Source organism: Maribacter spongiae, from assembly GCF_047345125.1.
Lineage (GTDB): Bacteria > Bacteroidota > Bacteroidia > Flavobacteriales > Flavobacteriaceae > Maribacter.
In genome coordinates, this window is sequence record NZ_JBLFEQ010000005.1 from 242,157 (window position 1) to 268,635 (window position 26,479).

General features: G+C 39.9%; 25 protein-coding genes and 1 tRNA gene. 7 read left to right on the top strand and 19 right to left on the bottom strand.

Annotated features, from left to right (window positions below; all coding sequences use genetic code 11):
* Positions 1–87: 87 nt before the first annotated feature.
* Positions 88–2,307 carry a DNA helicase RecQ gene (gene recQ / locus ACKWB9_RS09250; RefSeq protein ID WP_414002731.1) on the top strand — a complete coding sequence of 740 codons (2,220 nt, stop codon included), beginning with the start codon at positions 88–90 and terminating at the stop codon, positions 2,305–2,307.
* A 115-nt stretch (positions 2,308–2,422) separates the two neighbouring features.
* Here the strand turns inward: recQ and ACKWB9_RS09255 are convergent, their stop codons facing one another.
* From ACKWB9_RS09255 to ACKWB9_RS09270, 4 genes are all read right to left on the bottom strand, one after another.
* Positions 2,423–3,736: a carboxypeptidase-like regulatory domain-containing protein gene (locus ACKWB9_RS09255; RefSeq protein WP_414002732.1), complete on the bottom strand. Its 1,314-nt coding sequence runs from the start codon at positions 3,734–3,736 to the stop codon at positions 2,423–2,425.
* A gap of 325 nt (positions 3,737–4,061) precedes the next feature.
* Positions 4,062–4,793, bottom strand: coding sequence for a 23S rRNA pseudouridine(2604) synthase RluF (gene rluF / locus ACKWB9_RS09260; protein ID WP_414002779.1), 732 nt, complete (start codon positions 4,791–4,793; stop codon positions 4,062–4,064).
* Between the two features lie 100 nt (positions 4,794–4,893).
* Entirely contained in the window at positions 4,894–6,030 is a 1,137-nt protein-coding gene (locus tag ACKWB9_RS09265) for a serine hydrolase (RefSeq protein ID WP_414002733.1), read from the bottom strand.
* Positions 6,031–6,041: 11 nt separating this feature from the next.
* Complete coding sequence (locus ACKWB9_RS09270; RefSeq protein ID WP_414002734.1) at positions 6,042–6,281, bottom strand: hypothetical protein; 240 nt, start codon at positions 6,279–6,281, stop codon at positions 6,042–6,044.
* 208 nt (positions 6,282–6,489) lie between these two features.
* Here ACKWB9_RS09270 and ACKWB9_RS09275 point away from each other — a divergent pair, with 208 nt between their 5' ends.
* From ACKWB9_RS09275 to ACKWB9_RS09295, 5 genes are all read left to right on the top strand, one after another.
* On the top strand, positions 6,490–7,329 hold the full coding sequence (locus ACKWB9_RS09275; protein ID WP_414002735.1) for a peptidyl-prolyl cis-trans isomerase: 840 nt from the start codon (positions 6,490–6,492) through the stop codon (positions 7,327–7,329).
* Positions 7,319–8,761, top strand: coding sequence for a peptidylprolyl isomerase (locus tag ACKWB9_RS09280; protein WP_414002736.1), 1,443 nt, complete (start codon positions 7,319–7,321; stop codon positions 8,759–8,761). Before ACKWB9_RS09275 ends, ACKWB9_RS09280 begins: the two co-directional genes overlap by 11 nt.
* A gap of 4 nt (positions 8,762–8,765) precedes the next feature.
* Positions 8,766–9,737, top strand: coding sequence for an AAA family ATPase (locus ACKWB9_RS09285; RefSeq protein WP_414002737.1), 972 nt, complete (start codon positions 8,766–8,768; stop codon positions 9,735–9,737).
* 242 nt (positions 9,738–9,979) lie between these two features.
* On the top strand, positions 9,980–12,253 hold the full coding sequence (locus tag ACKWB9_RS09290) for an aconitate hydratase (protein ID WP_414002738.1): 2,274 nt from the start codon (positions 9,980–9,982) through the stop codon (positions 12,251–12,253).
* 74 nt (positions 12,254–12,327) lie between these two features.
* Positions 12,328–12,885, top strand: a complete 558-nt coding sequence (locus tag ACKWB9_RS09295) for a TlpA family protein disulfide reductase (protein WP_414002739.1) — start codon at positions 12,328–12,330, stop codon at positions 12,883–12,885.
* Positions 12,886–13,131: 246 nt separating this feature from the next.
* Here the strand turns inward: ACKWB9_RS09295 and ACKWB9_RS09300 are convergent.
* Positions 13,132–13,218, bottom strand: a tRNA-Leu gene (locus ACKWB9_RS09300).
* A gap of 212 nt (positions 13,219–13,430) precedes the next feature.
* On the opposite strand from ACKWB9_RS09300, the gene ACKWB9_RS09305 reads away from it, so the two are divergent.
* The gene (locus tag ACKWB9_RS09305) at positions 13,431–14,183 is read left to right on the top strand and encodes a hypothetical protein (RefSeq protein ID WP_414002740.1); all 753 of its coding nucleotides are present in this window, start codon (positions 13,431–13,433) and stop codon (positions 14,181–14,183) included.
* A gap of 32 nt (positions 14,184–14,215) precedes the next feature.
* On the opposite strand, the gene ACKWB9_RS09310 is transcribed toward ACKWB9_RS09305, so the two are convergent.
* The 14 genes from ACKWB9_RS09310 to ACKWB9_RS09375 form a co-directional block, all read right to left on the bottom strand.
* Complete coding sequence (locus tag ACKWB9_RS09310; RefSeq protein WP_414002741.1) at positions 14,216–14,911, bottom strand: hypothetical protein; 696 nt, start codon at positions 14,909–14,911, stop codon at positions 14,216–14,218.
* Between the two features lie 24 nt (positions 14,912–14,935).
* A complete protein-coding gene (locus ACKWB9_RS09315; protein WP_414002742.1) occupies positions 14,936–15,520 on the bottom strand; it encodes a hypothetical protein in 585 nt (194 codons plus the stop codon).
* Positions 15,521–15,586: 66 nt separating this feature from the next.
* Positions 15,587–16,630 carry an ATP-grasp domain-containing protein gene (locus ACKWB9_RS09320; RefSeq protein ID WP_414002743.1) on the bottom strand — a complete coding sequence of 348 codons (1,044 nt, stop codon included), beginning with the start codon at positions 16,628–16,630 and terminating at the stop codon, positions 15,587–15,589.
* The gene (locus ACKWB9_RS09325) at positions 16,627–17,352 is read right to left on the bottom strand and encodes an NRDE family protein (protein ID WP_414002744.1); all 726 of its coding nucleotides are present in this window, start codon (positions 17,350–17,352) and stop codon (positions 16,627–16,629) included. The genes ACKWB9_RS09320 and ACKWB9_RS09325 overlap by 4 nt, the downstream gene beginning before the upstream one ends.
* On the bottom strand, positions 17,340–17,831 hold the full coding sequence (locus tag ACKWB9_RS09330) for a DinB family protein (protein WP_414002745.1): 492 nt from the start codon (positions 17,829–17,831) through the stop codon (positions 17,340–17,342). Before ACKWB9_RS09330 ends, ACKWB9_RS09325 begins: the two co-directional genes overlap by 13 nt.
* Positions 17,828–18,487 carry a LysE family transporter gene (locus ACKWB9_RS09335; RefSeq protein WP_414002746.1) on the bottom strand — a complete coding sequence of 220 codons (660 nt, stop codon included), beginning with the start codon at positions 18,485–18,487 and terminating at the stop codon, positions 17,828–17,830. The genes ACKWB9_RS09330 and ACKWB9_RS09335 overlap by 4 nt, the downstream gene beginning before the upstream one ends.
* A gap of 34 nt (positions 18,488–18,521) precedes the next feature.
* A complete protein-coding gene (locus ACKWB9_RS09340) occupies positions 18,522–18,968 on the bottom strand; it encodes a YHS domain-containing (seleno)protein (protein WP_414002747.1) in 447 nt (148 codons plus the stop codon).
* Between the two features lies 1 nt (position 18,969).
* Complete coding sequence (locus ACKWB9_RS09345; protein ID WP_414002748.1) at positions 18,970–19,758, bottom strand: hypothetical protein; 789 nt, start codon at positions 19,756–19,758, stop codon at positions 18,970–18,972.
* A gap of 3 nt (positions 19,759–19,761) precedes the next feature.
* Positions 19,762–20,793, bottom strand: a complete 1,032-nt coding sequence (locus ACKWB9_RS09350) for a Rieske 2Fe-2S domain-containing protein (protein ID WP_414002749.1) — start codon at positions 20,791–20,793, stop codon at positions 19,762–19,764.
* Complete coding sequence (locus tag ACKWB9_RS09355) at positions 20,793–21,203, bottom strand: hypothetical protein (protein ID WP_414002750.1); 411 nt, start codon at positions 21,201–21,203, stop codon at positions 20,793–20,795. Before ACKWB9_RS09355 ends, ACKWB9_RS09350 begins: the two co-directional genes overlap by 1 nt.
* A complete protein-coding gene (locus ACKWB9_RS09360) occupies positions 21,200–21,412 on the bottom strand; it encodes a hypothetical protein (protein WP_414002751.1) in 213 nt (70 codons plus the stop codon). Before ACKWB9_RS09360 ends, ACKWB9_RS09355 begins: the two co-directional genes overlap by 4 nt.
* Position 21,413: 1 nt before the next feature.
* Positions 21,414–23,369: a thiamine pyrophosphate-binding protein gene (locus tag ACKWB9_RS09365; protein ID WP_414002752.1), complete on the bottom strand. Its 1,956-nt coding sequence runs from the start codon at positions 23,367–23,369 to the stop codon at positions 21,414–21,416.
* Positions 23,362–24,618, bottom strand: coding sequence for a cation:proton antiporter (locus ACKWB9_RS09370; RefSeq protein WP_414002753.1), 1,257 nt, complete (start codon positions 24,616–24,618; stop codon positions 23,362–23,364). The genes ACKWB9_RS09365 and ACKWB9_RS09370 overlap by 8 nt, the downstream gene beginning before the upstream one ends.
* Before the next feature lie 3 nt (positions 24,619–24,621).
* Positions 24,622–26,238, bottom strand: a complete 1,617-nt coding sequence (locus ACKWB9_RS09375; RefSeq protein WP_414002754.1) for a glutamate synthase-related protein — start codon at positions 26,236–26,238, stop codon at positions 24,622–24,624.
* Between the last annotated feature and the right edge of the window lie 241 nt (positions 26,239–26,479).

Consider the following 26,479-nt stretch of genomic DNA (forward strand, 5'->3'; position numbering starts at 1 on the left):
TAATAAGATAAGAATTTGAACTTGTCTTTTTGAGCTCTTATTTGGATTATATATCTTCATATTATATAAAATTGATACTTTGATAAATTGGAAAATGTAACACACATTACAGGGTTGGAGGAGATAGATTTACACGCCTCTTTAAAAAAGTATTTTGGTTTTTCCCAGTTTAAAGGTCTTCAGGAAGAGGTTATAAAGAACATCATCCAAGGTAAGAACACCTTTGTAATCATGCCTACCGGTGGGGGTAAATCCCTTTGCTATCAACTACCGGCATTAATGCAGGAAGGAACGGCGATTATCGTATCGCCCTTGATCGCCTTAATGAAGAACCAGGTGGATGCCATTAGGGGCGTGTCCTCGAACGACGGGATCGCACATGTATTGAACTCTTCCTTGAATAAGACCGAAATAAAACAGGTAAAACAGGATATAACGGATGGAATCACAAAACTGTTGTACGTGGCCCCGGAATCCCTGACCAAAGAGGAAAATGTAGAGTTTTTGCGTTCGGTGAAAATTTCTTTTGTAGCTGTTGATGAAGCGCATTGTATATCGGAATGGGGGCATGATTTTAGACCGGAATACCGCAATTTGAAGGCTATAGTAGCCCGGTTGGGAGGTTGTATCCCAATAATAGGCCTCACGGCCACGGCAACCCCAAAAGTACAGGAGGATATCATCAAAAACCTGGGAATAAACGACGCCAAACTTTTTAAGGCATCCTTTAATAGACCGAACCTTTTCTACGAGGTACGGACCAAAACGGAAAATATAGATGTGGATATTATCCGTTTTGTAAAACAAAATACCGGAAAATCAGGGATTATTTATTGTTTGAGCCGCAAAAAAGTTGAGGAATTGGCTCAGGTATTGCAGGTAAACGGAATCTCTGCCGTTCCCTACCATGCCGGGTTTGATGCAAAGACCCGCTCTAAATATCAGGACATGTTCCTAATGGAAGATGTTGACCTTGTAGTTGCCACGATCGCTTTTGGTATGGGAATAGATAAGCCAGACGTTCGTTATGTCATTCATCATGACATTCCCAAAAGCATTGAAAGCTACTACCAAGAGACCGGTAGGGCGGGAAGAGATGGGGGAGAAGGCCATTGCTTGGCGTTCTATTCGTATAAGGATATTGAGAAATTGGAAAAATTCATGTCCGGAAAACCCGTAGCTGAGCAGGAAATAGGAAATGCCCTATTACAGGAAGTGGTTGCCTATGCGGAAACCTCTATGTCCCGTAGAAAATTTATGTTGCATTATTTTGGGGAGGAATTTGACGAGAAAAATGGCGAGGGAGCGGATATGGACGACAATGCCCGAAACCCAAAGGAAAAACAGGAAGCGAAGGAAGATGTGCTAAAATTGCTCAAAGTAGTCCAGGGCACTTCTGAAAAATTCAAATCCAAGGAGATCGTAAATACCTTGAGAGGAGATAGCAATGCCATAATTGCTTCCCATAAAACCAACGAAAAGGATTTTTTTGGAATAGGTTCGGATAAGGACAAGGGCCATTGGATGGCCTTGGTCCGCCAGACCTTGGTAGCCGGACTCTTAAAGAAAGAAATAGAGCAATACGGTGTACTCCGTATTACGGACGCAGGTAAGGAATTCATGAAGGAACCATCATCATTTATGATGACCAAAGATCATGTGTACAATGCCGAGAATGACAATGCCATAGTTGGAGCGGCAAAGTCCGGAGGTATCGCCGATGAAAAACTATTGAAACAGCTCAAAGATTTAAGAAAGGTACAGGCCGATAAATTGGATGTTCCGCCATTTGTAGTCTTTCAAGACCCATCCTTAGAAGATATGGCATTAAAATATCCTATTTCGCATGAGGAAATGTTGAATGTACATGGTGTGGGCGAGGGCAAGGCCAAAAAATACGGAAAACCCTTCTTGGATTATATAAAGACTTACGTAGAGGAAAATGAGATTATACGGCCAGATGATCTGGTCGTAAAAAGTACCGGTGCCAATTCTGGCCTAAAACTGTATATTATCCAAAATGTAGATCGTAAATTACCGTTGAATGATATTGCTTCGGCCAAAGGATTGGAAATATCGGAATTATTGAAGGAAATGGAGCAGATCGTATTTAGCGGGACCAAACTTAACTTGACGTATTGGATAGATGAGGTTTTGGATGAGGATCAGCAGGAAGAAATCCATGAATATTTTCTGGAAGCCGAAACGGATGACCTGGAAGAAGCAATGAAAGAGTTCGATGGGGAATATGAAGATGAGGAATTACGGTTGTACCGGCTTAAATTCATCAGCGAAATAGCCAATTGACCTTATATGCCGAGCAATTACAATATATATTTACCTTAAAAAATTTCCCGTAACAAACAAAAAAACCCCTCAAACAACAATATAATTATTTGAGGGACTTTTATTTATACGGTACTCAAGGTGTGGAAGCTCCACTGCCGCCGTTCCCTTTGGCCCTTCTAAGTTGCCTTTGGATTTTTTTGATTGCGGATTCTATTGATTTTTCCGGTTCGATAATATTGTATTCCCCCCAAAAATCGGGATCTGCAAAACCAATGGCCTCATCACTTAATATAATGTTAGATTTAATGCGTTCCTTGGATTTGGGAATGGTATTTTCCAAATTCTTTTCCCAATCCGTAATGGCCATTTCACAGCTCATGCTGTATACGGAATTGAACAATCTTTTATCCCAATTTATCTTAAATTCCATGAGTACGTTGCTATACCCATAATACCATTTCCCGTTTTTTTCCCTGTAATCTACCCTATAGGCTATTTCTGTTGGCCATACTTCTGCATTCCTGGGCTTTTTACGTACAAACATCTGCGATGCCAATTTCCTGTTTGCAACATTCAGGGAATAAATGGCACTGGTCAATATTTTATTTTCGGCATCTATATAGAGTTTACCCTTGAATAGTGGTGCCGTGATTTCCGGTTTTTGATGAAAATCGATAACGTAGATCAGTTTATCGTTTACCCGGGTAGAGCTTTCAAATGAAAAATTATAATCACTTATGGATTCATGGGTAAAAATATAATCCGGATATTTTACAATATCCAGAAATAATGCATTAAAAGGTCCTCCCTGTAATTTTAAGGCAACGGTGTCCAACTTGCTATAATCGGTACTTTTACGGGCCTTATACAATTTTAAGGCATCCCTTCTTTCCGAGGAATAGGGCATTTTGTATATATTGACGACCGCTTCCGATAGGCTTACATTCTTTTTACGCTTTTTAATGGTCTCCCTATAAAAAGCTGTCATTACCGTGGGGTGGTCAATATAATTTTCTCCACGCTTTTTAAGTGTCTCACGTACCAATGCTTCAGCATCCTTGGGGATGCTTAGACTTATTTCTGCAAGTTCGGTAACCGACTCGTACATTAAAATTTTATTCTTGCCTTGATTTAAGCCGGACAAAGGCAGGGTCAGGGATTTATAGCCCAGAAAGGATACGATAACATTTGTGCCGATACTACCATTGGGTACCTTTAATAAAAATTCTCCTTCCGTATTGGTAATCGTGCTTATATTGGAGCCTTCCACGGTAAGTGTGGCAAATACCAAAGGTTTTTTCGTTTTGCTGTCCGCTATTTTCCCCGAATATTCCTTATAGGTGGGTTCTTGTGCGGTCAATAAATTTATCGATCCGACCACCATGAACATAAGTGACCAAATCCAAATGAGAGATGTTTTTCTTATGTGATATAGTATTGCGTACATAAATGAGGAGTTTTATAGAATTTGCTTTTTTTCTTAATCCAAATTAGTTCTTTTTGGACATATATCTATGATATTTAACGTATTGATTAGATTTTTGAACATTAAACGTTCCAAGAGGGTTTTTTTCCGTAACCCCTGTTTAGATTTCAAATCATTAAGGAATTGGAGCGTTTACTGGGTATTTATTTTGTTGGACGTGAAAACGTTTTGATCCGAATATTGGAATATATCATGTTCAAACCCTTGTTACTATCCCTTGTTACTATACATTATATAAGAAGATTGGCTATGGCAAAAGGTGTTTTTGGACGGTTGGGAGAAATATTTATTTATGGGTTTTGGAAGAATCGTTTACAAGACGGTTTATTTCTCTGAGCTCATCAGTTGTAATATCTCGCCATGTACCCACAGGAAGATCTAAATGCACGTTCATAATGCGGATACGTTTCAGTTTTTTTACCTTATAATCAAAATATTCGCACATACGTCTTATTTGCCTGTTCAAACCTTGGGTAAGGATAATCCTGAATTGATAGTTGCTTACTTTTACAACTTCACATTTGCGGGTAACCGTATCCAGAATTGGGACACCGTTTCGCATTTTCTTTATAAAGTCCGAAGTAACGGGTCGATCTACCGTGACCAAATATTCTTTTTCATGGTTATTCCTGGCTCTGAGTATCTTATTGACGATATCCCCGTCATTGGTCAAAAAAATGAGGCCTTCACTAGCTTTATCCAATCGTCCTATGGGGAAAATCCGTTTAGGATAATTAATGTAATCTATAATATTATCTTTTTCGACCCCGGTATCCGTAGTGCATACAATGCCGATAGGTTTATTAAAAGCGATGTAAACCGATTCATTTTGGACATTTTTTATAAGTTCACCATCTACATGAACCGTATCGCCGTTACTGATCTTTGTCCCCATTTCCGGAACTTTCCCATTAATGGTGACCCTACCTTGGGCTATGAGCTTATCCGCTTCCCTACGGGAGCAATAACCTGCTTCGCTCAAATATTTGTTTATTCTGGTCTGTTTTTGAAAATCCATAAACTCCGCTACATAGTTGCAAATTGAAAATTGACGGTGAAAATGCCACAAGTGTAATTATTTTGCTTTAAATGATCCATATTCAATGGTCTTGTTTTGTTTATTTTTTTCGATTCATTTCTAATTTGTGGATTTCCCTGCCCAATTCGGCCAAAAAAGGCATGCCTACAGTATCATATTCATAAAGGTTGTCATTGAATATTCCATTTTTATTGACCAAGATCGTTGCCGTTAAGAAAAAATCCACATTGTTCTTCTCATCCTTTATATAGGCACAATCCGTAAGCGTACCATACGCAGATCCGGTCTTGTTGTAAATTTCGATATGATCGGGAATAGGACCCTTGGTGTCCCCGAACAAAAAGAATTTGCAGTATCCGTCATAATATTCAATAGCGTCATACCCTATATTTTTTGGTAAGGTATGCATTGTTTCCAATAAAAAATCATGTTGTTCCCGAGATAAATTAAATCGCTCCGAGGGTCTAAATTTTTCCGGAAAGATAATCCGTTTTAACAAGGCATGCTGAGCAGTTACGGGATAGTAATTTTTTAAACCGAAATCAAAAGGTTCATGAACCAAGGAACCATCGTCATAAAAACCGGTTCCTTTTTCAAGATTATCTATTTTCAAGGGAATGGCTGCCGTGTTCTGTGTGGGTTGGGTTGGAGCCGTTGTACTATCGTTAAGATATATAATCAAGGGTTTGGTCATTAAATCATCCGTATGGTATCCTACCCTATGGGAAATTCTTACTGGCTCAATACCTTTTCTATGTAGCTTGGAATTGATGGTATCCTGACCCAGAAATTCCATGAGCCTATTATTGGCCCCATTGTCACTTATTGCGAATATTTGGGAAATATCTTTTGCAAAGGTTGTTTCTATAGAATCCCCTTCTATGTAATAATTGGTGTTTCGGTTTAAGGAATCGACTGCGTTTAGTCGCTCCAATGCCAATACGGCAATTGGAAATTTTATGGTACTGGCCGGGTAGAAATAATTGTTCTTATCTACTTGGAAATCATAGTCGGAAAAAGAGACACTATCATCTTTTCTATCTATTTGGGTATATCTGATTTGAATTTCATACCGTTCCACACTATCCATGACCCTTTTTATATTGGGGTTTTTGGAGGATAGGGCCATTTTAAGGATATTACTGTCCGTTATATGGTCTTTACATGCCGTAAAGAAAATAGGGAATACTATTAAAAGAAAACGGATCTTCGCCATGTGTAGATGATTTAATCGATGTACACTTCTCCACGGTGTGGTTTTAAAGCATCTCTAATGGCGATCATAACGGATTCATCAACGACCATAAATGCTAGACTATACATATCGTTGACCTGTTGATGCCCCGTAATGCATGGTTCCATATTTTCTAAGACAATGAATTCCTTTAAATGCTTCTCATGGTGCTCTGCCGTTTTAAGGGCCGCCGATCCTCTAAAATCCCAAATAAGCTTAATTTTTCTGCCCAACTTTTAACTTTGTATAAGGGGATTTGCGCTATGGATGTGCCAACAAATCACCGGGCTAAAATAATAAATTCTGACCATCGCCCATAAAATTGTGTTAATCAAGGCAAGGAGCGTTTGCTCAAGATGCCGTATTTACTATTTTTGCGAGATGTTTTTTTCCGAAAGATATAACAGGATTACCAATTTGTCGAAATTTCTATATGTAAGTATGGCGGTTTTGCTTTTTGCATCCTGTGACCCCTATTTTAAAACAAAGGAAGAAAAGCGGGTTTTGGCACGTGTGGGGGAGGACTATCTTTATTTGGAAGATGTTGCGCTACTTATTCCCGAGGGTATGGCAAAAGTTGACAGCATCTCATTTGTTACGAATTATATAAATAATTGGGCAGCCGATCAGTTGTTGTTGTCAAAGGCCAAGATAAACCTTCCCGAAGAAAAACTTTCCGAGTTTAATGCGCTGGTAGAAAATTACAGAACCGATCTATATACACGGGCTTACAAAGAAGCCTTGATTTCGCAAGGTTCGGACTCTTTAATTTCCGATAGTCAGTTACAGTATTTTTATGAACAGGAAAAGGAGAATTTTAAATTAAAGGAACGTATTGTAAAAGTCAGGTTTATAGAATTGCCCGTAAACTTTTTGAACAAAGAGGAAGTGAGTACACGTTTAAGGCGATTTAAAGAAGAAGATGTCAGGTATTTGGACTCCATAGGGGTTCAGTTCAAGAAACTGAACTTTAACGATTCCATTTGGGTAAGATCTTCCCGCATCTTTGAAGAAATCCCGCCAATTACATTCGAGAATCAAGACCGCTACTTAAAAAAATCACAATTTTTTGAATTGAAGGACTCGTTAGGGGTATATTTGGTTAAAATAGAAGAGGTAAAAAAGCTTAACGAAATAGCACCTTTACCTTTTGTGGCACCTACTATTAAGCAAGTTTTGTTAAGTCGCAGAAAAATAAATTATCTGCGAAAATTGGAAACCGAAATCATAGATGAAGCGATCAAGGATAAGGAATTTGAAGTTTATACAGATGAAAAATAAATCATTAACAACGCTATTGACCATCTTGCTGTGTGCAATGGGAATGGGGTATGCACAGGATGTTGCATCGGACAGTCAGGAATTACACTCAGGGAACGCTACAGAAGCGGTTCAGGTCAAAAAAGATACTTCAAACAGTTTTAAAAGGATAAAATTGGACGGGATCGCCGCAGTAGTGGGGGATCATGTTATATTGGATTCGGATGTTGAAAAAACACTGATCGACCTAAAAAGTCAGGGAGCGTCTACAGAGGGAGTAACCCATTGTAGTCTTTTGGGCAGGTTAATGGAAGATCGTTTATACGCACACCAGGCCGTGCAGGATAGTATTTTGGTTTCCGATGATGAGGTCAATGCCACCAGTGACCGTCAATTACAACAATTGGTACAGCAGATCGGCTCTATGGAAAAATTGTTGAAATATTATAAAAAGGAGGACGAGCAAAGTTTTCGTGAAGAATTGTACAAGATTAATAAGTTGCGCATGCTTTCGGAAAGAATGCAACAAGATATTGTAAAGGACATTGAAATTACCCCGGAGGAAGTAAGGCAGTTTTTCAATAAAATACCCGAGGATGAACGCCCCGTTTTTGGTGCGGAACTGGAAATAGCTCAAATAGTAAAATCCCCAAAACCTACAGATGCCGAAAAACAAAAAATTATAGACAAATTAAATCAGATAAAAGCGGATATAGAGGATAATGATTCGAGTTTTAGCGTAAAGGCCATTTTGTATTCCCAGGGTCCTTCAAAATCATCGGGAGGACTGCTTCCGAGCGTCACTAAAAAATCCCAGTATGTCAGTGAATTTAAAGATATGGCCTTTAGTTTGCAGGAAGGGGAGATTTCTGAACCCTTTGAGACCCAGTTTGGATATCATATCATGTTGGTGGAAAAAATTAGGGGTCAGGAAAGAGATGTACGCCATATTCTTTTGCGGCCCGAAATTTCACAAGAAGCCCTGAACGAAGCTAAATCCGAATTGGATAGCATACGCCAAAAAGTGATGGACGGGAAATTTACCTTTGCAGAGGCCGCCTTGAATTTTTCGGATGAGAAAGAAACCAAATTTGATGGAGGACTCCTAAGAAACCCCGTAAATTTTGATTCCCGTTTTGAACTTACAAATATGGATCCAAATCTATATAATCAGGTCAGAAACCTAAAAGATAATGAGATTTCCTATCCAATACTGGAGCAGGATCCTAGGGGTGGAGGAGCAAAATATAAAATTTTAAGGGTTACTAATAGGTATGATGAACATGTAGCGGATTTTGCCCAGGACTATGTAAAGATCCAAGAATTGGCCAAAACGGAAAAACAGTTCAATGCCATTAAAAAATGGTTGGCCGAACATATTGAGGATACTTATATTAGCGTTAACGGAGGGAATAAAGAGTGTGATTTTGCCAATAATTGGTTAAAGCAATAACAATATGTCAGATGTTACTGCCGTTGATCAACTGGTCAAAAAACATATTGCCTTAAAAAAGGAGATAGCTAAGGTAATTATTGGCCAGGATGTTGTTATAGAACAAATTCTATTGTCTATTTATACGGGAGGCCACTCTTTGCTTATAGGTGTTCCGGGGCTTGCCAAGACCTTAATGGTCAATACCATCGCCCAAGCTTTGGGATTGAATTTTAAGAGGATACAGTTTACACCGGATTTAATGCCGAGCGATATCCTTGGAAGTGAGATATTGGACCAGCATAGGAATTTTAAGTTTATCAAGGGACCGGTATTTTCCAATATTGTTTTGGCGGACGAAATCAATAGGACGCCCCCAAAAACCCAAGCCGCTTTGTTGGAAGCAATGCAGGAAAGAGCGGTTACCATAGCGGGACAGCAGCATAAATTAGAGTTGCCCTATTTTGTTTTGGCTACCCAAAATCCTATTGAACAGGAAGGGACCTATCCATTGCCCGAGGCACAACTGGATCGGTTTATGTTCGCTATCGAGTTAAAATACCCTTCTGTGAAAGAAGAAATTCAAGTGGTGAAAAATACGACCACTATTGCGAAAGGAAGCGTAGCCCCACTTTATAATGCCAAAGAAATATTGGAGATTCAAGATTTGGTACGTCGTATTCCGGTTCCGGACAATGTAGTGGAGTATGCCGTTGAACTTGTCAATGCTACAAGACCGAACATGGATTCGGCTTCAGGTTTTGTGAAAAACTATGTGGATTGGGGTGCAGGTCCAAGGGCTTCGCAAAACTTAATCCTAGGTGCCAAGGCCAATGCGGCCATACACGGAAAATATTCCCCTGATATTGAAGATGTGCAATCTGTGGTCTATGGTATTTTAAGGCATCGGATCATAAAAAACTACAAAGCTGAGGCAGAAGGTATCTCGGAAGAGGATATTATCGCCCATTTGCTGGAGCATACCGGTGCAATCTAAAAAAAACTAAGGCCCCGTAACTGCTAGAATGTCTTGTACATAGCATTCATATACTCCAAGATAGTTAGTTTCGTATATTGAGAATTTATCGGATTTCCCTTAAAAATTTGGGCAATGTTCCAATAATGGCACAGGCTTATAAACATTTCTTCAATAGACCGGTAATCCTGATCCAAAAATTTTATTTGCCCCTAGTATTTTCTTAATTTTACGAAATTGCTATAACCTAAAAAAGATAAATAATGGCATTTGACATTGATATGATAAAAGCTGTGTACGCCAACATAGCTGAACGTGTGGACAAAGCCCGTGAAATAGTGGGAAAACCATTGACCCTTTCCGAGAAAATTTTATATTCCCACTTATGGGACGGTAATCCTGCCAAGGCATTTGTGCGTGGAAAAGATTATGTGGATTTTGCCCCAGATCGTATCGCATGTCAAGATGCAACCGCCCAAATGGCATTGCTTCAGTTTATGCAGGCCGGAAAACCCAAGGTTGCCGTACCAACAACGGTACACTGTGATCATTTGATCCAAGCAAAGAACGGGGCGGAAGCGGATTTAAGATCGGCCAATTCTACCAGTGCGGAAGTATTTAACTTCCTGGAATCCGTTTCAAATAAATACGGGATAGGATTTTGGAAGCCCGGTGCCGGTATTATACATCAAGTAGTACTTGAAAATTATGCATTTCCAGGTGGAATGATGATCGGTACGGATTCCCATACCGTTAATGCGGGTGGTTTGGGAATGGTGGCCATTGGAGTTGGTGGTGCGGATGCGGTCGATGTTATGGCCGGCATGGCTTGGGAATTAAAGTTTCCTAAACTGATAGGTGTAAAGTTAACGGGAACCATCAGTGGATGGACGGCCCCAAAAGATGTGATATTAAAAGTAGCCGAAATATTGACCGTTAAGGGAGGTACGGGAGCCATTGTGGAATATTTTGGTCCAGGTGCCAAGGCATTGTCATGTACCGGAAAGGGAACCATTTGTAATATGGGAGCCGAAATAGGAGCTACCACTTCTACTTTTGGTTATGACGATTCCATGGAGCGTTATTTAAGAGCAACGGACAGGGCCGATGTAGCGGATGCGGCAAACACAGTTAAAGAATATTTGACCGCGGATACAGAGGTATATGAAAATCCGGAACAGTATTTCGATCAGGTAATAGAGATTAACTTATCGGAACTTGGCCCACTTTTGAACGGTCCTTTTACACCGGATCTTTCAACCAATGTAGGAAAGGAAATGACGGAAAAAGCAGGAAGTAATGATTGGCCCGTTCAAGTAGAATGGGGATTGATCGGTTCCTGTACCAATTCATCTTACGAAGATTTGTCCAGGGCTTCCTCTATTGCCCAGCAAGCGTTGGATAAAGGATTGAAAATAAAAGCGGATTTGGGCATTAACCCAGGATCCGAACAAGTACGGTACACGGCGGAAAGAGATGGGATCTTGGATACCTTTGAAAAATTGGATGCTAAAATATTTACCAATGCCTGTGGTCCCTGTATAGGGCAATGGGCGAGGTACAGCGATCCAAAGAATGCCCCTAAGAACAGTATCGTACATTCCTTTAATAGAAATTTTGCAAAACGTGCCGATGGAAACCCGAATACGCATGCTTTTGTAGCATCTCCAGAGATAACGGCCGCTATTGCCATTGCAGGGCGTCTGGATTTTAATCCTGTTACGGATACACTTATCAATGAGGATGGCCAGGAAGTGAAGTTTGACGAACCAACTGGATGGGAACTCCCTCCAAAAGGTTTTGAGGTGGAAGATGCAGGATTCCTTCCTCCGATGGAAGACGGCTCGGGAGTTGAGGTAGTGGTAAATGGCGATTCGGAAAGGCTACAGCTATTAACACCTTTTGTTCCTATAAAAAATCAAGAATTGAAAGGTGCAAAACTACTGATCAAAGCTTTTGGAAAATGTACAACGGATCATATATCCATGGCAGGGCCTTGGTTGCGTTATAGAGGCCATTTGGACAATATTGCCAATAATACGCTGATCGGTGCAGTGAATGCGTTTAACAAGAAAACGAATTTTGTAAAAAATCAGTTGACTGGTGAATACGGGGGGGTTCCAGATACGCAGAGAGCCTATAAAGCCGGTGGAATCAAATCTATTGTTGTAGGAGATCATAATTATGGCGAGGGTTCTTCCAGGGAACATGCGGCCATGCAGCCCAGGCATTTAGGGGTTGCCGCTGTTTTGGTTAAATCCTTTGCCAGAATACACGAGACCAACCTTAAAAAGCAAGGCATGTTAGGTCTGACTTTTGCCAATGAAAGTGATTACGATCTAATACAGGAAGACGATACTTTCAATTTTGTTGATATTGCGGATTTTGCTCCAGACAGACCATTGACCATAGAAATAGTGCATACTGATGGCAGTAAAGATACTATTAAGGCGAACCACACCTATAATGCCGCCCAAATAGGATGGTATCGAGAAGGTTCTGCATTGAATGTTATAAAAAAGGAAAACGCCGTATAATTAAATTGAAATAGTTATTAAAAACTCCCGATATTCATTGGGAGTTTTTTAGTTTTGGACTTTAGGTAAACTTAATGAAAAGACAGACTCTTTATACACTTTTGATTATTGCCTTTGTGCTTTCCTTTTTTGTAACCCCCTTGGGCGATTTTAGTAAATTAGTATTAAACAGGTGGCTGGCAACCGCACCGACCATTATCAAACCGGAGAATAGGGGCAAGATTGCAAATTATAAATGGAGGCTAAAAGACGAGGATTGGAATTTTTTCAGTTTTGAAAGGTCAAAGGGAAAGGTCGTCTTTATTTCTTTTTGGACCTCTTGGCACTTACCTTCAAAGGCCCAATTAGAGGATATTCAGGATTTGTACGACCGGTACAAGGGAAAAATGGATTTCTATATTATAACCAATGAAGAACGGGTTCCCGTAGAGCTTTTTATGGGAAAACATGACTATACGTTTCCCGTAACCTATGAAATAGTTGGAGACCCCAGCCCCTTGACACTTTTAAAGCCTCCGGGGTCATATGTACTGGACAAGGACGGATTTATTGCCATACACCAGAATGCCATTACGGATTGGGACAACGATATGGTTTATGACCTGTTGGATAGACTAATAGAAAATAGGTGAAAAAATAAGTGCTGACCAAAGACGGGATTACCTTTGAAAAATTATTTTGTACGTTAACCAGAACCTATACAGAATAATCTTTATGACGATAGGTAATTCCCCTTTATAGAAGATTGAACTTACGTTTTCCATTTCATCAATAATTACATTGTTCATACTTATGAAAGAATGGGGCACAGGGGCCATTTTGAAGTAGTATAAAGCCAAAACTTATGGAAAGAAAAAGACCGAGGAATTCCTCGGCCTTGGTGCCCACGACTAGATTCGAACTAGCACGTCCTTGCGAACACTACCCCCTCAAGGTAGCGTGTCTACCAATTTCACCACGTGGGCAATGGTTAAATGTGAAGGGCAAAGATAAAAAGGTATCTATCAATTCAAAACCTGATCTTAACTTATTTTAATGGATTTTGAAGTTCTTTACGTTTCAAAAAAAATAACATTATCGATAAACCCTTTTTTGCATTTGGATAAATTTGGATAACTTGATACCAATGCTGAATCAAAGTGGTCGGCTATTGTAAGAACCCTAAAATATCCTTTAAATGAATAAACAAGTACATCTCGCCATCCAGTATTTAGCAACGGCAGGTAAAAGTTTTTTGGCACCTAAGGATGATGACAGTCATACCAACATAGGCTATGTACCTGGAAAACGAATAGTACAAACTTGGCCCTTTGATGCTATAGGTACTGGACTTGCCTTTGATTTTACCGATTTCAGTTTGAAATGGATAGGTAGCAAAACGGTTTCCTTTAACCTTGATGGTAAAACTCATGAAGAAATCGTAATGTGGATAACAAAAATGGCCGAAGCTTCCCGATTGGAAAAAAAATACCGATACCATTTGCATTATACATTGCCCTATTCCATAGATGCCAATTTTAGGTTTGGATTGACCGATCAAAAAGCGTTGGATAAAATGGCGGAGTTACGAACCCTGTCCCAAGATGTACTTCGGGTATTTCTGCAAGAGGAAAGCCTGGAGTCCGATATTCGCATTTGGCCCCATCATTTTGATACGGGTGCATTTGTTGAATTAGCAGACGGTTCGGGAAAATCTTTTGGTATCGGTATGGCAATTCCGGATTCGGTGGTTGATCACCACTATTTTTATTTTAGTGCCTATTTGGGTCATGATAGTATAGATACTTCTAATTTTAAAGAGCTAAGCCGGGGAGAATGGAGGAATACCGGGTTTATGGGTGCCGTGCTTTCTGCATATAAAGTGCGTAAGGAAGAAGGGGTTCAATTTTTACGAGAAGCGTTTAATACCTATTTTGGAACAACAGTGTAAAAAGTATTCCTAATAACGAGAAGATGAGTTCATTAATTGGAAGTGTTATAGATATCGTACAGGCCCATATATTTTTTAATGGTCCCTGGATTCATATACCGTTGACCGGCCTCTGGTTCATTACCTTCCGATATGTCTCGCATGGCTCCCTTCCATTGCTTAATATCGAGTGCTTTCCGTACAAATATGCTCCACTCCAATAATTGATGACCCAAACCATGGGCAATACTCCTTTTGTCCGTGTTAAACTCAAAGCCATCTGCAAATTTTGTATTCGATATTTTAAATCCAAGGCCAATAAGTTGGATCGTACTCATTGTTTCATATGCTGCTATATGCGCAATCTCGTGGCCCAATACGCCAATTTGGGCGTTATAGGGCAATGCTGAAAATAATATGGGGGCCAAGGAAGATGTACTTTCTGTACTGATGGTGATGATGTAAGACCGGATTCCTTTTGGTAATAACACACTGGAAATTTTAGGCCTTGAGGTAAGCGGAGTTTTACGTTTTTTAAATTTAAATGTGATTCTTGTGTTTTCCAGTTCCGGAAAATAAGCAAGGGCTATGAGTGCCTGTGGCCTTATTGCCTGTGGAATCTTTTTTTTCTTTGCGAAGCGTTCATAGAACGTTCGATTATATTCTTCTTTTAAAAATTCGGGTTTCGGCTCTTGTGCGAATGTAACGAACTGAAAAAACGATATGATACTAAAAATCCAACTTTTCATACTCCATTATAAACCGAAAAATGGTCATAGACCAAAGTTATATTGAAGCGCAAGGCTAAGAATAAATCCTTGAGCCACATCGTCCCCGTTGGTAACCACGTTTATTTCTCGGCCAAATCCAATGGTCGCACCAACTTCAGAAGTAGTATTTTTAAATGGGTAGAAATAACCTGCTTCCAAATAAGGCTGTACTACGACCACATCCGTAGTTCCGGAGATTGGTGTTCCATCATTATCCGTCCAATCGATTTTTAAACTCCAAACGTCTGTAATAAAGCTGGTTACGATTTTTCCGGTCGATAAAGGAAAATGTTTGCGTATACCTGCGGAACCACCAAAACCATTTCCTTCTTCCGTAATATTTTCATCGCTAAAATCTCTTCTGTCCGTAATATTTGCGCCTGCCCTGAACAATAATGACCAATCTTCGGATAAAAAAGGTTCTACGGTTACCGTGGGAATAAACCCTGCAGGATAAAACTGCGCGGAAACGCCCAGGCGTACCCCATCGTGGTCAATACCTGAGTTTTTTTGCGTGTTTTGGCCATATGCCTGCAAAATGAAAAACAGGGATATTGCGGGTATTATATAACGCATTCTTTTTTTCATGTGTCTGGATTTATTGTTTTTAATGTCTACAAGCAACCTTCCATGCTATAAGTTGATGGTTCCATCTTATATAATTTGTATTCGTGCTTCATGTTCGTTATGCAGCTTTAACATTTCCTTACCGGCTTTATAGCTTAAATATGGATATCCTTTCTTATGGTTCTCTATACTAATAGTACACAAATAACTCCAATGTTTGATAATCTCCCGCCATGCAAAGAACAAAGAATGTTTTGGGTCGTAAATATGTGTGGCCTCACTGCCTGCACCGTTTACTTCTATGATACTAAAGTTTTTTCCTAAGGACAAATCTTCAAAAGTATCATATAGAATATCCAAACGACCATAATAAAAGCCATCGATTTGTGTACAAACATGGTTCATCAGTTCCTCGAGTTGAGGATTGTTCTTATGGGTAACGTCCACAAACTTTGCCCCCCGGGTATGACTTCCATAGGGAACCAGAACATACCTTTCCCCTTTGTCCAAAACTTTTTGCAGACCTTCTTCTCCTATGGAATGCCTTAGTTTTTTAAGTTGCATATGACTTCTGGGGTCTTTTTTAATGAGTTGTGTCAGTGTACTTGTGCCGTCACCGGTAACGGCCAGAAAATCTTTATGGACAATGCCGGAAATCTTTCCTTTTTTATCATTCGGCATTCTTATATAAAAAACACCTACTTCATTTGTATAGGGAATCAATTCTTGTATTAGAAAATCAAAAGGGTTTTTGTTCAAATAGTTTTTTAGCTGATTTTCCGAGTATATTTTTTCTACCCCGAACGATTTCATACCAACATCCGGTTTGGCAATACAGGGAAACTCGATGTTTTTCTGGCGAATCTTGTCTATAATGGTCGTGAACGCAGTCCCTTTTTGGATCAAGATAGTTTTGGGAATGAACTTTGATGCTATCTTTTGATAGATATCCATTTTGGATTCCATGGCCATACCTCCATTTTTCATGGAAGGGTTTGCTGCGTTGAAAAAGAAAAATGAACGTGCCTTGATTGAAAGATACAGCCAAACCGGAAAAAGTGGATAATAAATGACCCGGAGCGGCCAGTATTCCCAATGAATCAATTTATGCCAAAATAGTTTTAAACTCATAGGATATTTTGAAAAGATGAAAGAGGCATCACCACAGATTCTTTTTGTTGTGCCAGCAGATCATAATGATTCAGTGCTATTTCTTGTTTTTGTATGATAGCTTGAGTAATGCTCAAAGTCTTCAGCCCGTTTTTACGATCTACAATGAACCCGTTTTCATAATCCCCATGATTATTTTTATGAAAGGCCAAAATATCATCCTTTGTAGCAATTTTGTTTCCGGAGATAAAATCTTTAAAGAACACATTGCGTTTTTTCTGGGCGGTTTCATTGTATAATGTCCATGATGACCACAAGTGTGCTATGGAACTGTCTTTTTGTTCAAGGTGTTTTTGTGTTCCGTCCCATCTAAATTCATACAGATCGACATTGTCAAAGACCATTAAGGTAAATGGTTCTATTTTTTCCAGATTTAACTCCTTTAAATGACGGATAGGTTCATCTTTTGAAATTACTTCCAATACGATTAGACCCCTACTCTTACGGTAAGGGAGGGTACGTTGATGGTTTTTAAATGCACCGTTGAGTAAAACCAGGGCCGTTCCGTTTTCGTTTATTGAAAACCATGTGCCACCGCCAGTTTTATCTTTTGGATATAGTATCTTCTGGCCATTAATGGACTCTTGTGTAGGTATTAAATTGGCTTGACGAGAGATATGTTCATCGCGATTTGACGTGATGAAAACAGTATCTTTTTTAGGAATAAAACTTACTGTACACATGTTTTTCTATAACTGATCGTTGATGGGGCAACACCAAATGATTCCGGCAATTTTATATCCGTAAAATGTAAAATACCAATTTTTATCAAGGCATGGTGATGAATGGCATGTTCTAAATTATACATGACTTCACGGTGATAATTGGAAGGAAGAATATTTTCAATACCGTCCAGTTCATAGGTCATGTTAATATTTTTGTTGGGATGGTACAGGTGTTCTTGAATAAATTGCAATTGCTCGATAGCGTAAGCTACTTCGGTTTCTATCTTTCTATCCCGTTCCCGCTTGTCATAGGAAACCTCACACGATTCATAACCTTTTATCAAACACAGATAAAGTTCGATAACATGGCGTGTATGTTGACCAATACTAGCTCCGGACAGAACATTGCAAGGTGCTGCGTAATGGACATCCGGTAATTCCAATAAAATGGACTTAAACTGCTCAATAGTATCTATTGAAGATTCAAATATTTTCATTCAGTAATTGGTTTTAAATTTCTTTTGTACAACATGAACAATAGATACAAAGAAAAGCCGAGATATATTAGGCCTAAAATTTTATCCGTATAATATGCATAGGCCTTGTAGTTCGTAATTAAGTTATTGCCCATCCAAATAAATAACGAAAGGGCCAATAAGGTTCCCAGACCTATCCCTAAAATATAAGAAGTATAAGACATAGGTTTGTTTTGGAGTATTTTCTTAGCATCCAATATTTTGTTCCATGCTAACCAAAAAGGAAACTGTAACGGATTTAATACGCTTAATAAAACCCCTAAAACAATGGGCGAAGTTATTTGTCTAAAAACTGGGTTGTTGCCCATGCTGGCAGTAAATTCTGTTGATGCCGTAAAATTTATGATTGCCATAAAAATCAGGAGTAATGCCCCTAAAAGTAACAGCGTGGAAACCCATTGTTCTTCCAGTACCCATTTTTTACTTCCCCAAAGCGATAAGCGTACATATAATAACTCTATACATACTGCCGAAAAGGAAAATAGCCAAGCGTTTTGTACCCCCTGTGAAGCGGCAATGTCAAAAGCGGTTATATTAAGGGTACCCAAAGGTAATGCGCCCAACCAGCTAATGAGTAAACCCGCTCCACCAACTTTAAGATAATTCTTTATCATCATTTAAAACCTTCGACCTTTGTCTTGAAACCCTGGTTTACTTTGTTTTTACCTTTTCCCAATTACTATCTGCAAGGGGCCTAAGTTTTTTTGGTGATTCCGCAATCCATGACTTTAGGGTATTGGTGCCCCAGGAATTATAAAAAAGAAATAGTCTACCATCACGTATTTCATACGTTTCCGGGTCAATACTCACCTTATCTCCTTTTTTGGCCATGGCATAGGCACAATAGCCTCCATATTTTGGGATGTATTTTTTGGGATCGGCCTTGAACTTTTCTAAATTTTTAGAAGAGGAAAACTTAAACCGTACCCCATTGTGTTCTTGGGTGAAAGTTTTGCTGCCCTCTAGCGGTTGACCGTCAAAATAGGCGACCACGTCATATCCGTTTGCCACATACCCTTTTTTTGTATTGTAATCGATAGATTGGGCCGATAGGTTCAGTCCGATCATAAAAATCAATATTTCAATTATCTTTCTCATTTTAATAGATTATGGATTTTTTGTCCAATTTTTCAATTTGGGAAACGTCTATCTGCATTACATACCAATCTTCAAGTTTATACACCTCTCCCTTTATAATAGAAGGCTGGCCTATATATGGTATTATGTCTTTGTGAATGGGATTTCCTTTCAGGTCGGTCAATAAAAAATAGTCCTCTATGCCATTTTGGGTGTTTGTTGCTAAAACCGGTGGAATTCCACCAGAGATGCAAAGAGCGGCACAGCTACGGTGTATCTTGCCAAAGCCGGGTTTCATGACCCCAAAATAGCATTTGGGATCTATTATTTCCCCTTCTAACTTCATGTTTCCAACGGGCATGGCTTTTTCAAAATATGTATTCGTCGGTGCGTTAAGGGTGATTTTCTGGCTATCATCAATTTCTAGCAACGTTTTTCCGTTATAGTAAATCAACTGCCCTTCTATTGTCAAATGTCTATTAACTAAACTACCTTCCTTTTCCCTGATCTTATCCAAATAGGGATTGGCACCGGATTTTCCGAAACCCAATAAGACAATATCCTTATATATAGTATCGGCAAGTGCCGTGCGCAACATGGGGTAGGGCGATTCATGATATATGCCAGAAACCTTTGTAGGGTCGTTAAAATCAAATGAACTTGTTACCGAAGGTCTTTGAAAAAAAGAAAAGAGAAAAGCTGCGAGTAAAAGTGAGCCTGTCGAAAAAAGAACAAAACGTTTTAAGGTCTTTTTCGTACCCTCTCCCACAGTGTCAACATAGCCAATATAAAATTCGTCTTTCTTTTTCATTTGTTAACAGGGTACTGGTTTTATTTCGGTGCCTTCTGCAAATGCCTTCGGATCAATGTACACTATACTTTCCAATACCTTTAGTTGATAGGTTTTTACCTTTTCGGTAAATGGAGGTGGAGATTGCCCATTATGGGGCAGGTATTGATACCCATGCCATGGGCAGGTAATACATCCATCTACAATTTTTCCTTCACCCAAAGGGCCTCCTTGATGTTTGCAAATATTATGAACTGCTGACAACTTTCCTTCATGTTTAAAAATAGCGACCCGTTCATCACCGACCATAAAAATTTTAGCTCTATTTGCCTCGATTTCATTAACGTTGCAGACCTGCAACCAGCCCACATGGTCTTTCTCACCAATAAAACCATCTATTTTACCTTCTTTAAATGCCGCTTTTAGATGAAGAGTCCCTATAAATACAAAGCCAAATATTAAAACCCCCATTGTAAAGGGTGAAATTTCTTGCTGGAATGCACCCAAAAATACATGCAAAAAGATCAGTACATAAGCTAAGTAAACTAACATATGTAATGCTTTCCAGATTTTCGGGGATAAGTTTTTAAGGAAAAAATCATGACTGGTGGAGGCCATGGCATAGAGAATCAGCAAGGCTAAAAAACCAAGTACCTGAAAGGGAAAATTGGTCAACGAACCATAATCCACATTCGAAGTGAAAATTGCATAAACAGGGTTTACGTTTCCTAAGGTATGAAATTGGATGATGGAAAATACCCCATGGGTCAAGGCAGCTAAAAACATGCTCACGCCTAAATGTCTTCGATTATAAAGAATGGGCAAAAACTGTGGGTTTAACCGACTCAACGGACCAATGGCCAAAATAATATGCAACATAACAATCGCCAAAGAACCAAAAGCTCGAATAATCATGGTTTCTGCGGTTTCTTCAGGATTAAAGATAATGGTGATCACAACAAATAAAACCAGATATGAAACCATACTCAAGACAATGAGTTTGTCATAAGTCTTCTTATGTTTATTCCACAGTACAAGTTTATAATCCAATCCCATTAGAAAAACAATTTTGAGATTTCAACTTCTTTGATAGCATCATAGACAAGGATTCCCTCCAAATCGACCATTGTTTCAAACGAATATTTACCTACCCCTGACAACTGCCCCAATAATTCCCCCCTTTTTCCATTTTCCAATACATAGACCAATGATGATGTACTTCTAAGGGGTTTCTTTAATAGGATATTGATAACTTTCCCATTTCCATTGATCATTAAATCGACATTGATCATATTGTTCTTGATCTGTTTGGAGACCGAAGCACCGTTTGATGCCCTATCAAGCAATAGATTTTCATTGCTCGCAGTGAAATTTAAATCTTTGACCGCCAAAAATAGTATTACGGGAATTACCGTCACAATACACAACCAGATAAACTTGTGTGCCTTTCGCTGACCTGCTGTCATGCTGTTCCGGATTTAAAAAGTTTTACCAATAAAAAAGGCCATGTCACTATCGTTCCGGGAAATAAGAGCAGCCGAACGATATTTTTACTGTCGCACATCAATGGATCCACTTTAGCCGCACCAAGAAAAATAAAATAGAGTCCGAACAACAGGCCCATCACAAAATAAAAAGCCAGGATACTAAGAAAAATAGTGATTGCCAATTCCATCTTAAATCAAATTTACATCGGTCATTATTTCTAAAACGGCAGGTCCATTACAATTAAATAATGCCTTCATTTCCGTTTCAAGGATTTCCTGATCTTCCACTCGTTTGCCCCATGCACCACAGGATTGCGCAAATTCGGCAAAATTGGGGTTTGAAAGCGAGGTTTTCCAGACATCAAATTCGCCTGCCCGTTGTTCTTTGGAAATTTTGCCCAATTCATGATTGTTCAAAATAATCAACTTTACGGGCATTTTATATTTTACCAAGGTGGTTATTTCCGCTAAATATTGACTCAACCCACCATCTCCTGCCACAGCGACCACAGGTCGGGTATCACCAACTGCGGTCCAAGCCCCTATTGCCGCTGGTAATGCGAAACCGATGGAACCCAAATAGCCCGACATTAAAAAATCTTGATCCGTCGGTTCAAAATATCGTCCGAAAGAATAGGCATTATTACCAACATCAACACACATAACGGCGTTTTCGGGGGTCAATTTGTTCATGGTCTCGAAAACCGCAATGGAGCTGATGCCCTTATCCGAAGTTTCTTTTAGTCTTTTTGCTTTTTCCGCTTTCCAAATTTTCCATCGGGTCGCAATCTCATCGGTTTGATCAATGGTATTTACATTTCCTTTCAATTCATTTTCAAAGATTTCCAGGGTCCTTGAAATCTCTCCCCAGACAGCCACCTCTACTTTATGGAATTTACTTAATGCCAAAGGGTCAAAATCTACTTGAATGATCGGTTTTTTTGGTGTAATTCCGGTATGGTTCGAGAAAGAGGCCCCAAATACCAATAATAGATCGGATTCGTTCATGAACCAGGAAGCAATGGGTGTTCCGCTTCTACCTAAAACACCGCCACCAAGCGGGTGGTTATCGGCAATCAACCCTTTTCCCTTAAAGGTTGTGACCACGGCAGCATTTAGGCGCTCGGCAAACTTTACGATAGCTTTTTTATTTGCTCTAGCCCCATGGCCCATAATAATTACAGGGCGTTTTGCTTTTTTAAGCAAGGCAACGGCATCGTTCACCGCTTCTTCTGGAGGGGCGATCTGCATGGGGGTGATCCGATTTTCAGGAGTTTGTGCTTTTGCATTGGATTTGGCTTTCCGTTCCTGGACTTCGTCCGGAAAAGTCAAATGCGATACATCTCTTTTTAGGATGGCATGTTTAATGGCCAATGACATTAGTTCGGCATGTCTGCTATCTCTTTGTACCCGCTGATTGAACTCGGCAACGGTACTAAAACCCCTGACCAGATCTACTTCTTGAAAATTACCCGTACCCACCACTTGTGTGGCTACTTGTCCTGTTAAGGCCAATAATGGGGCGCGATCTACCTTGGCATCCCACATACCCGTGTACATATTGGTAGCCCCGGGACCTGCTATCGAAAAACATGCCGCCGGTTTCCCGGTCAATTTTCCATAGGCCGAGGCTGCAAAGGCTGCGGCCCCTTCATGACGGATTCCGTAAAAGTTTAGGTTTCCTTTTTCTTCTTGTCTTTTCATGGCATCGGCAAAACCTAGATTGGAATGTCCTACCATGCCAAAAACCTTGGTCACGCCCCAATTCACCATGGTTTCTGCCATAATATCCGAAACAGTGGTTTCATGTACAGCTTCTTCCTCGACGCCTACGTACACGGCATCCCCTTCTTCCTTAACATCAAAAGTTTCGATTCCGTCATCATAGCCACCTGGTGGCAGGCCGGTACATGGGTGAAAATCCCAACCGTGCCATGGGCAACGCAGCATTCCATTTTCAATGGAACCCTCGCCCAAAGGCCCTCCTTGGTGTGGACATCTGTTGTCCAAAGCGGAGAATTTACCCTCAAAGTGCGTCAAACAAATACCTTTATGGGCGGCGGTAACTGTTTTTACACGGCCTTCGGGCAATTCTTTTTTATTGCCCAATACCTTATGCCAAACGATTTTTTTTGGATTATCCATAGTTCGTTGTTTCGTTTTTATTTAAAAGTTTTACTACCAGTTTATCAATGGTCAACCCTTGTACGATAATCGAGAATACCACCACACAGTAAGTTACGAAAATCAATGCTTCCCGAAATTCACCGTCAGGTAGGGTTAGTGCCAGTGCTATAGAAATTCCACCACGCAGTCCTGCCCAGGTAAGAATCGTAATTTTTTTGGTATTGCTGCGATGCTCTTTTCTTAGAAAAATATTGGAAATAAAAACGGAGATATATCGTGAAAAGAGTACGATCACAATGGCGATGAGCCCTAAAAACAGATAATCCATTTGAAAATCAAGGCTCACGATTTCCAAGCCTATGAGTACAAAGAGAATAGCGTTCAATATTTCGTCGAGAACTTTCCAAAAGACATTCATATGTTTTTTTAACGGTTCGCTTTCACAAGCACTATGTAAATAATTACCGATCATTAACCCCATGATTACCATGGCCAATGCACCTGAAACGTGTAGCATTGATGCCAAACTATAGCCCCCCATTACCATCGCTATAGTAATATGGACAGCTACAATTGGGGATTCATAAATTCTCTTGAGGAACAATCTTCCTAAAAAGCCCAAGGCAAATCCCAATAAAACACCCCCCAAAGCCTCATGGGCAAACTCAAAAAAGATATGTAATGGTTCTATGCCATGCCCTCCCATAGTAGCTATGGACAATAATGAAATAAAAATCACAATACCCACACCGTCATTGAACAAGGACTCTCCTACGATTTTGATTTCCATATCTTTTGGGGCACCCGCTTTTTTCAAAAGGGCCAAAACAGCTATAGGATCGGTCGGTGAAATCAGCGCACCAAATACCAGGCAATAGCTATAGGGTATTGAAAGACCAATAGCTTCAGATACGTAATAGAATGCAGTACCTATAAGAAAGGTCGATATCAGAACCCCTAGGGACGCATAGATCAAAACCGGTCCTTTTTCTCGAATAAGGCTATGTAGGTTCACATGAATTGAACCCGCAAATAGCAAGAAGCCAAGTAGAAAATCGAATAAAATAGTCCGGAAGTCAATCGTATGGATTATAGAACAAACACTTGCAAAAGCATCCTCATCCACAAACCCTATACTTGCAAGCAATAGCGACATTAGAATCGCTAAAATCATTACGCCAATGGTATCTGGTAATTTGAGCAGTTTTTTATTCAAAAAACTGAGCAATGACGAAAGGGCAACGATACCAGTGAAAATTTGAAACATTGCTTATGGGTTTATTCCTGCATATGGGATTCCTGTTAATTTATACATATCATGATCAAAGGTTGACAGGTCATCTGCGTTAAATTTTGAAATATCATCATATCCGCAAGAGCGGGCTACTACTTTGATCAGATCATTGGTCGCACCGAAAAAATTATGCAATTGCTTGGCCGATGAATCGATGATCAATCTGCTTCGTAAAGATTCTTTTTGAGTGGCAATACCTACTGGGCAGTTGTTACTGCCACAGGCTCGCATTCCTAAACATCCAATAGCTTGAATGGCCGAATTTGAAACGGCAATGGCATCGGCGCCCATCATTAGGGCTTTTGCAAAATCTTCGGCAATTCGCAACCCTCCGGTAATAATCAGTGTTACATGGTTAGCGCCTACTTTATCTAAATATTTTCTAGCTCTGGCCAAAGCTGGGATAGTAGGTACGTTGATGTTGTCCCTTAAAATGGTTGGAGCGGAACCGGTTCCTCCACCTCTTCCGTCCAAAATGATATAATCGACCCCCACATCCAAAGCAAATTGAATATCTTTTTCAATGTGGCTTGCGGCAATTTTGAATCCTACCGGAATACCCCCGGTACGCTCACGGACCTGCCCGGCAAAAGTCTTGAAATCGGCCACTCCGTGAAAATTGGGGAAAGTGGCCGGACTAATGGCGGTTTGCCCTTCTTTTAATCCCCGAACCTCAGCGATTTCCTTACTCACCTTATTGCCTGGTAAGTGTCCCCCTGTTCCTGTTTTAGCTCCTTGGCCACCCTTAAAATGAAATGCCTGTACATTATCCAGTTTATCCCACGTAAACCCGAATTGGGCAGAGGCCAACTCATAAAAATATTTGGAGTTGTTTTGTTGTTCTTCGGGAAGCATTCCTCCTTCTCCCGAGCAAATTCCGGTCCCTGCCATTTCAGCACCTTTGGAGAGCGCAATCTTTGCCTCACGTGATAAGGCACCAAAGCTCATATCACTAACAAATAACGGGATGTCCAATACCAGGGGTTTCTTTGCTTTTGGGCCAATGACCACTTTGGTGTCCACAGACTCGTGATCCAATAATGGGCGGGTGGCCAACTGTGCAGGAAGAAACTGGATGTCGTTCCATTTGGGCAAGGTATTTCTATCGACCCCCATTGAGGCGGAAAACCCATGATGCCCTAAATTCTTAAGCCCGTTCCGGGCCAATTCCTTAATGTAACCCGTATAAGGTTCTGTATCTTCGGGATGGGTGTCCGCATAGGTTCCCAAGTAGGAATCCCTATCAAAAGGTTGCGGATGGTCATGCTCAAACTGGGTGATTTCATCTTCATCTATCAATAGGGAATCACCATCAATATATTCCTGGAATTTATGAAGCTGTTCGTCATTGTTATACTCACTTATTCCGGTATCATATCTATAATCCCATCCGTGAACGCCGCAAATCAAGTTTTTGCCATCAATATGACCGTCTGCCAATAATGCGCCCCGGTGATGACACCTGCCATAGAGAACGGAAATGCCATTTTCGTGTTTAATAATTACTAAGTCGGTATTTTTAACAAGGGCGTAAGCCGGTTGTTTCTCCGTTAATCCGGAGATTTTTGCAATTTCGATTCGGTTTTTGCTCATTATGTTCGTTGTTCTAGTTGTAATGGGTTATTGGTCGATTAACTTTTAAGGACTTTACGTTTAGCTTTTTATGATAAATATAAGGAAGTATATAGACGATACAGTGAATTTTTTTAAAACCGAATAATGAAATTTATAAGCGCTATACGAGTACGGGACAAAAAAAGTTTAAATGAATTAAAGATAACGAGTGAGCGGTCTAAATTCCGGCGTATAACTTTTAAAGTCAGAGTATTAAACC

Coding starts and splice junctions, on each gene's coding strand:
- ACKWB9_RS09255 (WP_414002732.1), bottom strand. CDS start 3,736: ATGTACGCAATACTATATCACATAAGAAAAACATCTCTCATTTGGATT.
- rluF (WP_414002779.1), bottom strand. CDS start 4,793: ATGGATTTTCAAAAACAGACCAGAATAAACAAATATTTGAGCGAAGCA.
- ACKWB9_RS09265 (WP_414002733.1), bottom strand. CDS start 6,030: ATGGCGAAGATCCGTTTTCTTTTAATAGTATTCCCTATTTTCTTTACG.
- ACKWB9_RS09275 (WP_414002735.1), top strand. CDS start 6,490: ATGGCGGTTTTGCTTTTTGCATCCTGTGACCCCTATTTTAAAACAAAG.
- ACKWB9_RS09280 (WP_414002736.1), top strand. CDS start 7,319: ATGAAAAATAAATCATTAACAACGCTATTGACCATCTTGCTGTGTGCA.
- ACKWB9_RS09285 (WP_414002737.1), top strand. CDS start 8,766: ATGTCAGATGTTACTGCCGTTGATCAACTGGTCAAAAAACATATTGCC.
- ACKWB9_RS09290 (WP_414002738.1), top strand. CDS start 9,980: ATGGCATTTGACATTGATATGATAAAAGCTGTGTACGCCAACATAGCT.
- ACKWB9_RS09295 (WP_414002739.1), top strand. CDS start 12,328: ATGAAAAGACAGACTCTTTATACACTTTTGATTATTGCCTTTGTGCTT.
- ACKWB9_RS09305 (WP_414002740.1), top strand. CDS start 13,431: ATGAATAAACAAGTACATCTCGCCATCCAGTATTTAGCAACGGCAGGT.
- ACKWB9_RS09310 (WP_414002741.1), bottom strand. CDS start 14,911: ATGAAAAGTTGGATTTTTAGTATCATATCGTTTTTTCAGTTCGTTACA.
- ACKWB9_RS09315 (WP_414002742.1), bottom strand. CDS start 15,520: ATGAAAAAAAGAATGCGTTATATAATACCCGCAATATCCCTGTTTTTC.
- ACKWB9_RS09320 (WP_414002743.1), bottom strand. CDS start 16,630: ATGAGTTTAAAACTATTTTGGCATAAATTGATTCATTGGGAATACTGG.
- ACKWB9_RS09325 (WP_414002744.1), bottom strand. CDS start 17,352: ATGTGTACAGTAAGTTTTATTCCTAAAAAAGATACTGTTTTCATCACG.
- ACKWB9_RS09330 (WP_414002745.1), bottom strand. CDS start 17,831: ATGAAAATATTTGAATCTTCAATAGATACTATTGAGCAGTTTAAGTCC.
- ACKWB9_RS09335 (WP_414002746.1), bottom strand. CDS start 18,487: ATGATGATAAAGAATTATCTTAAAGTTGGTGGAGCGGGTTTACTCATT.
- ACKWB9_RS09340 (WP_414002747.1), bottom strand. CDS start 18,968: ATGAGAAAGATAATTGAAATATTGATTTTTATGATCGGACTGAACCTA.
- ACKWB9_RS09345 (WP_414002748.1), bottom strand. CDS start 19,758: ATGAAAAAGAAAGACGAATTTTATATTGGCTATGTTGACACTGTGGGA.
- ACKWB9_RS09350 (WP_414002749.1), bottom strand. CDS start 20,793: ATGGGATTGGATTATAAACTTGTACTGTGGAATAAACATAAGAAGACT.
- ACKWB9_RS09355 (WP_414002750.1), bottom strand. CDS start 21,203: ATGACAGCAGGTCAGCGAAAGGCACACAAGTTTATCTGGTTGTGTATT.
- ACKWB9_RS09360 (WP_414002751.1), bottom strand. CDS start 21,412: ATGGAATTGGCAATCACTATTTTTCTTAGTATCCTGGCTTTTTATTTT.
- ACKWB9_RS09365 (WP_414002752.1), bottom strand. CDS start 23,369: ATGGATAATCCAAAAAAAATCGTTTGGCATAAGGTATTGGGCAATAAA.
- ACKWB9_RS09370 (WP_414002753.1), bottom strand. CDS start 24,618: ATGTTTCAAATTTTCACTGGTATCGTTGCCCTTTCGTCATTGCTCAGT.
- ACKWB9_RS09375 (WP_414002754.1), bottom strand. CDS start 26,238: ATGAGCAAAAACCGAATCGAAATTGCAAAAATCTCCGGATTAACGGAG.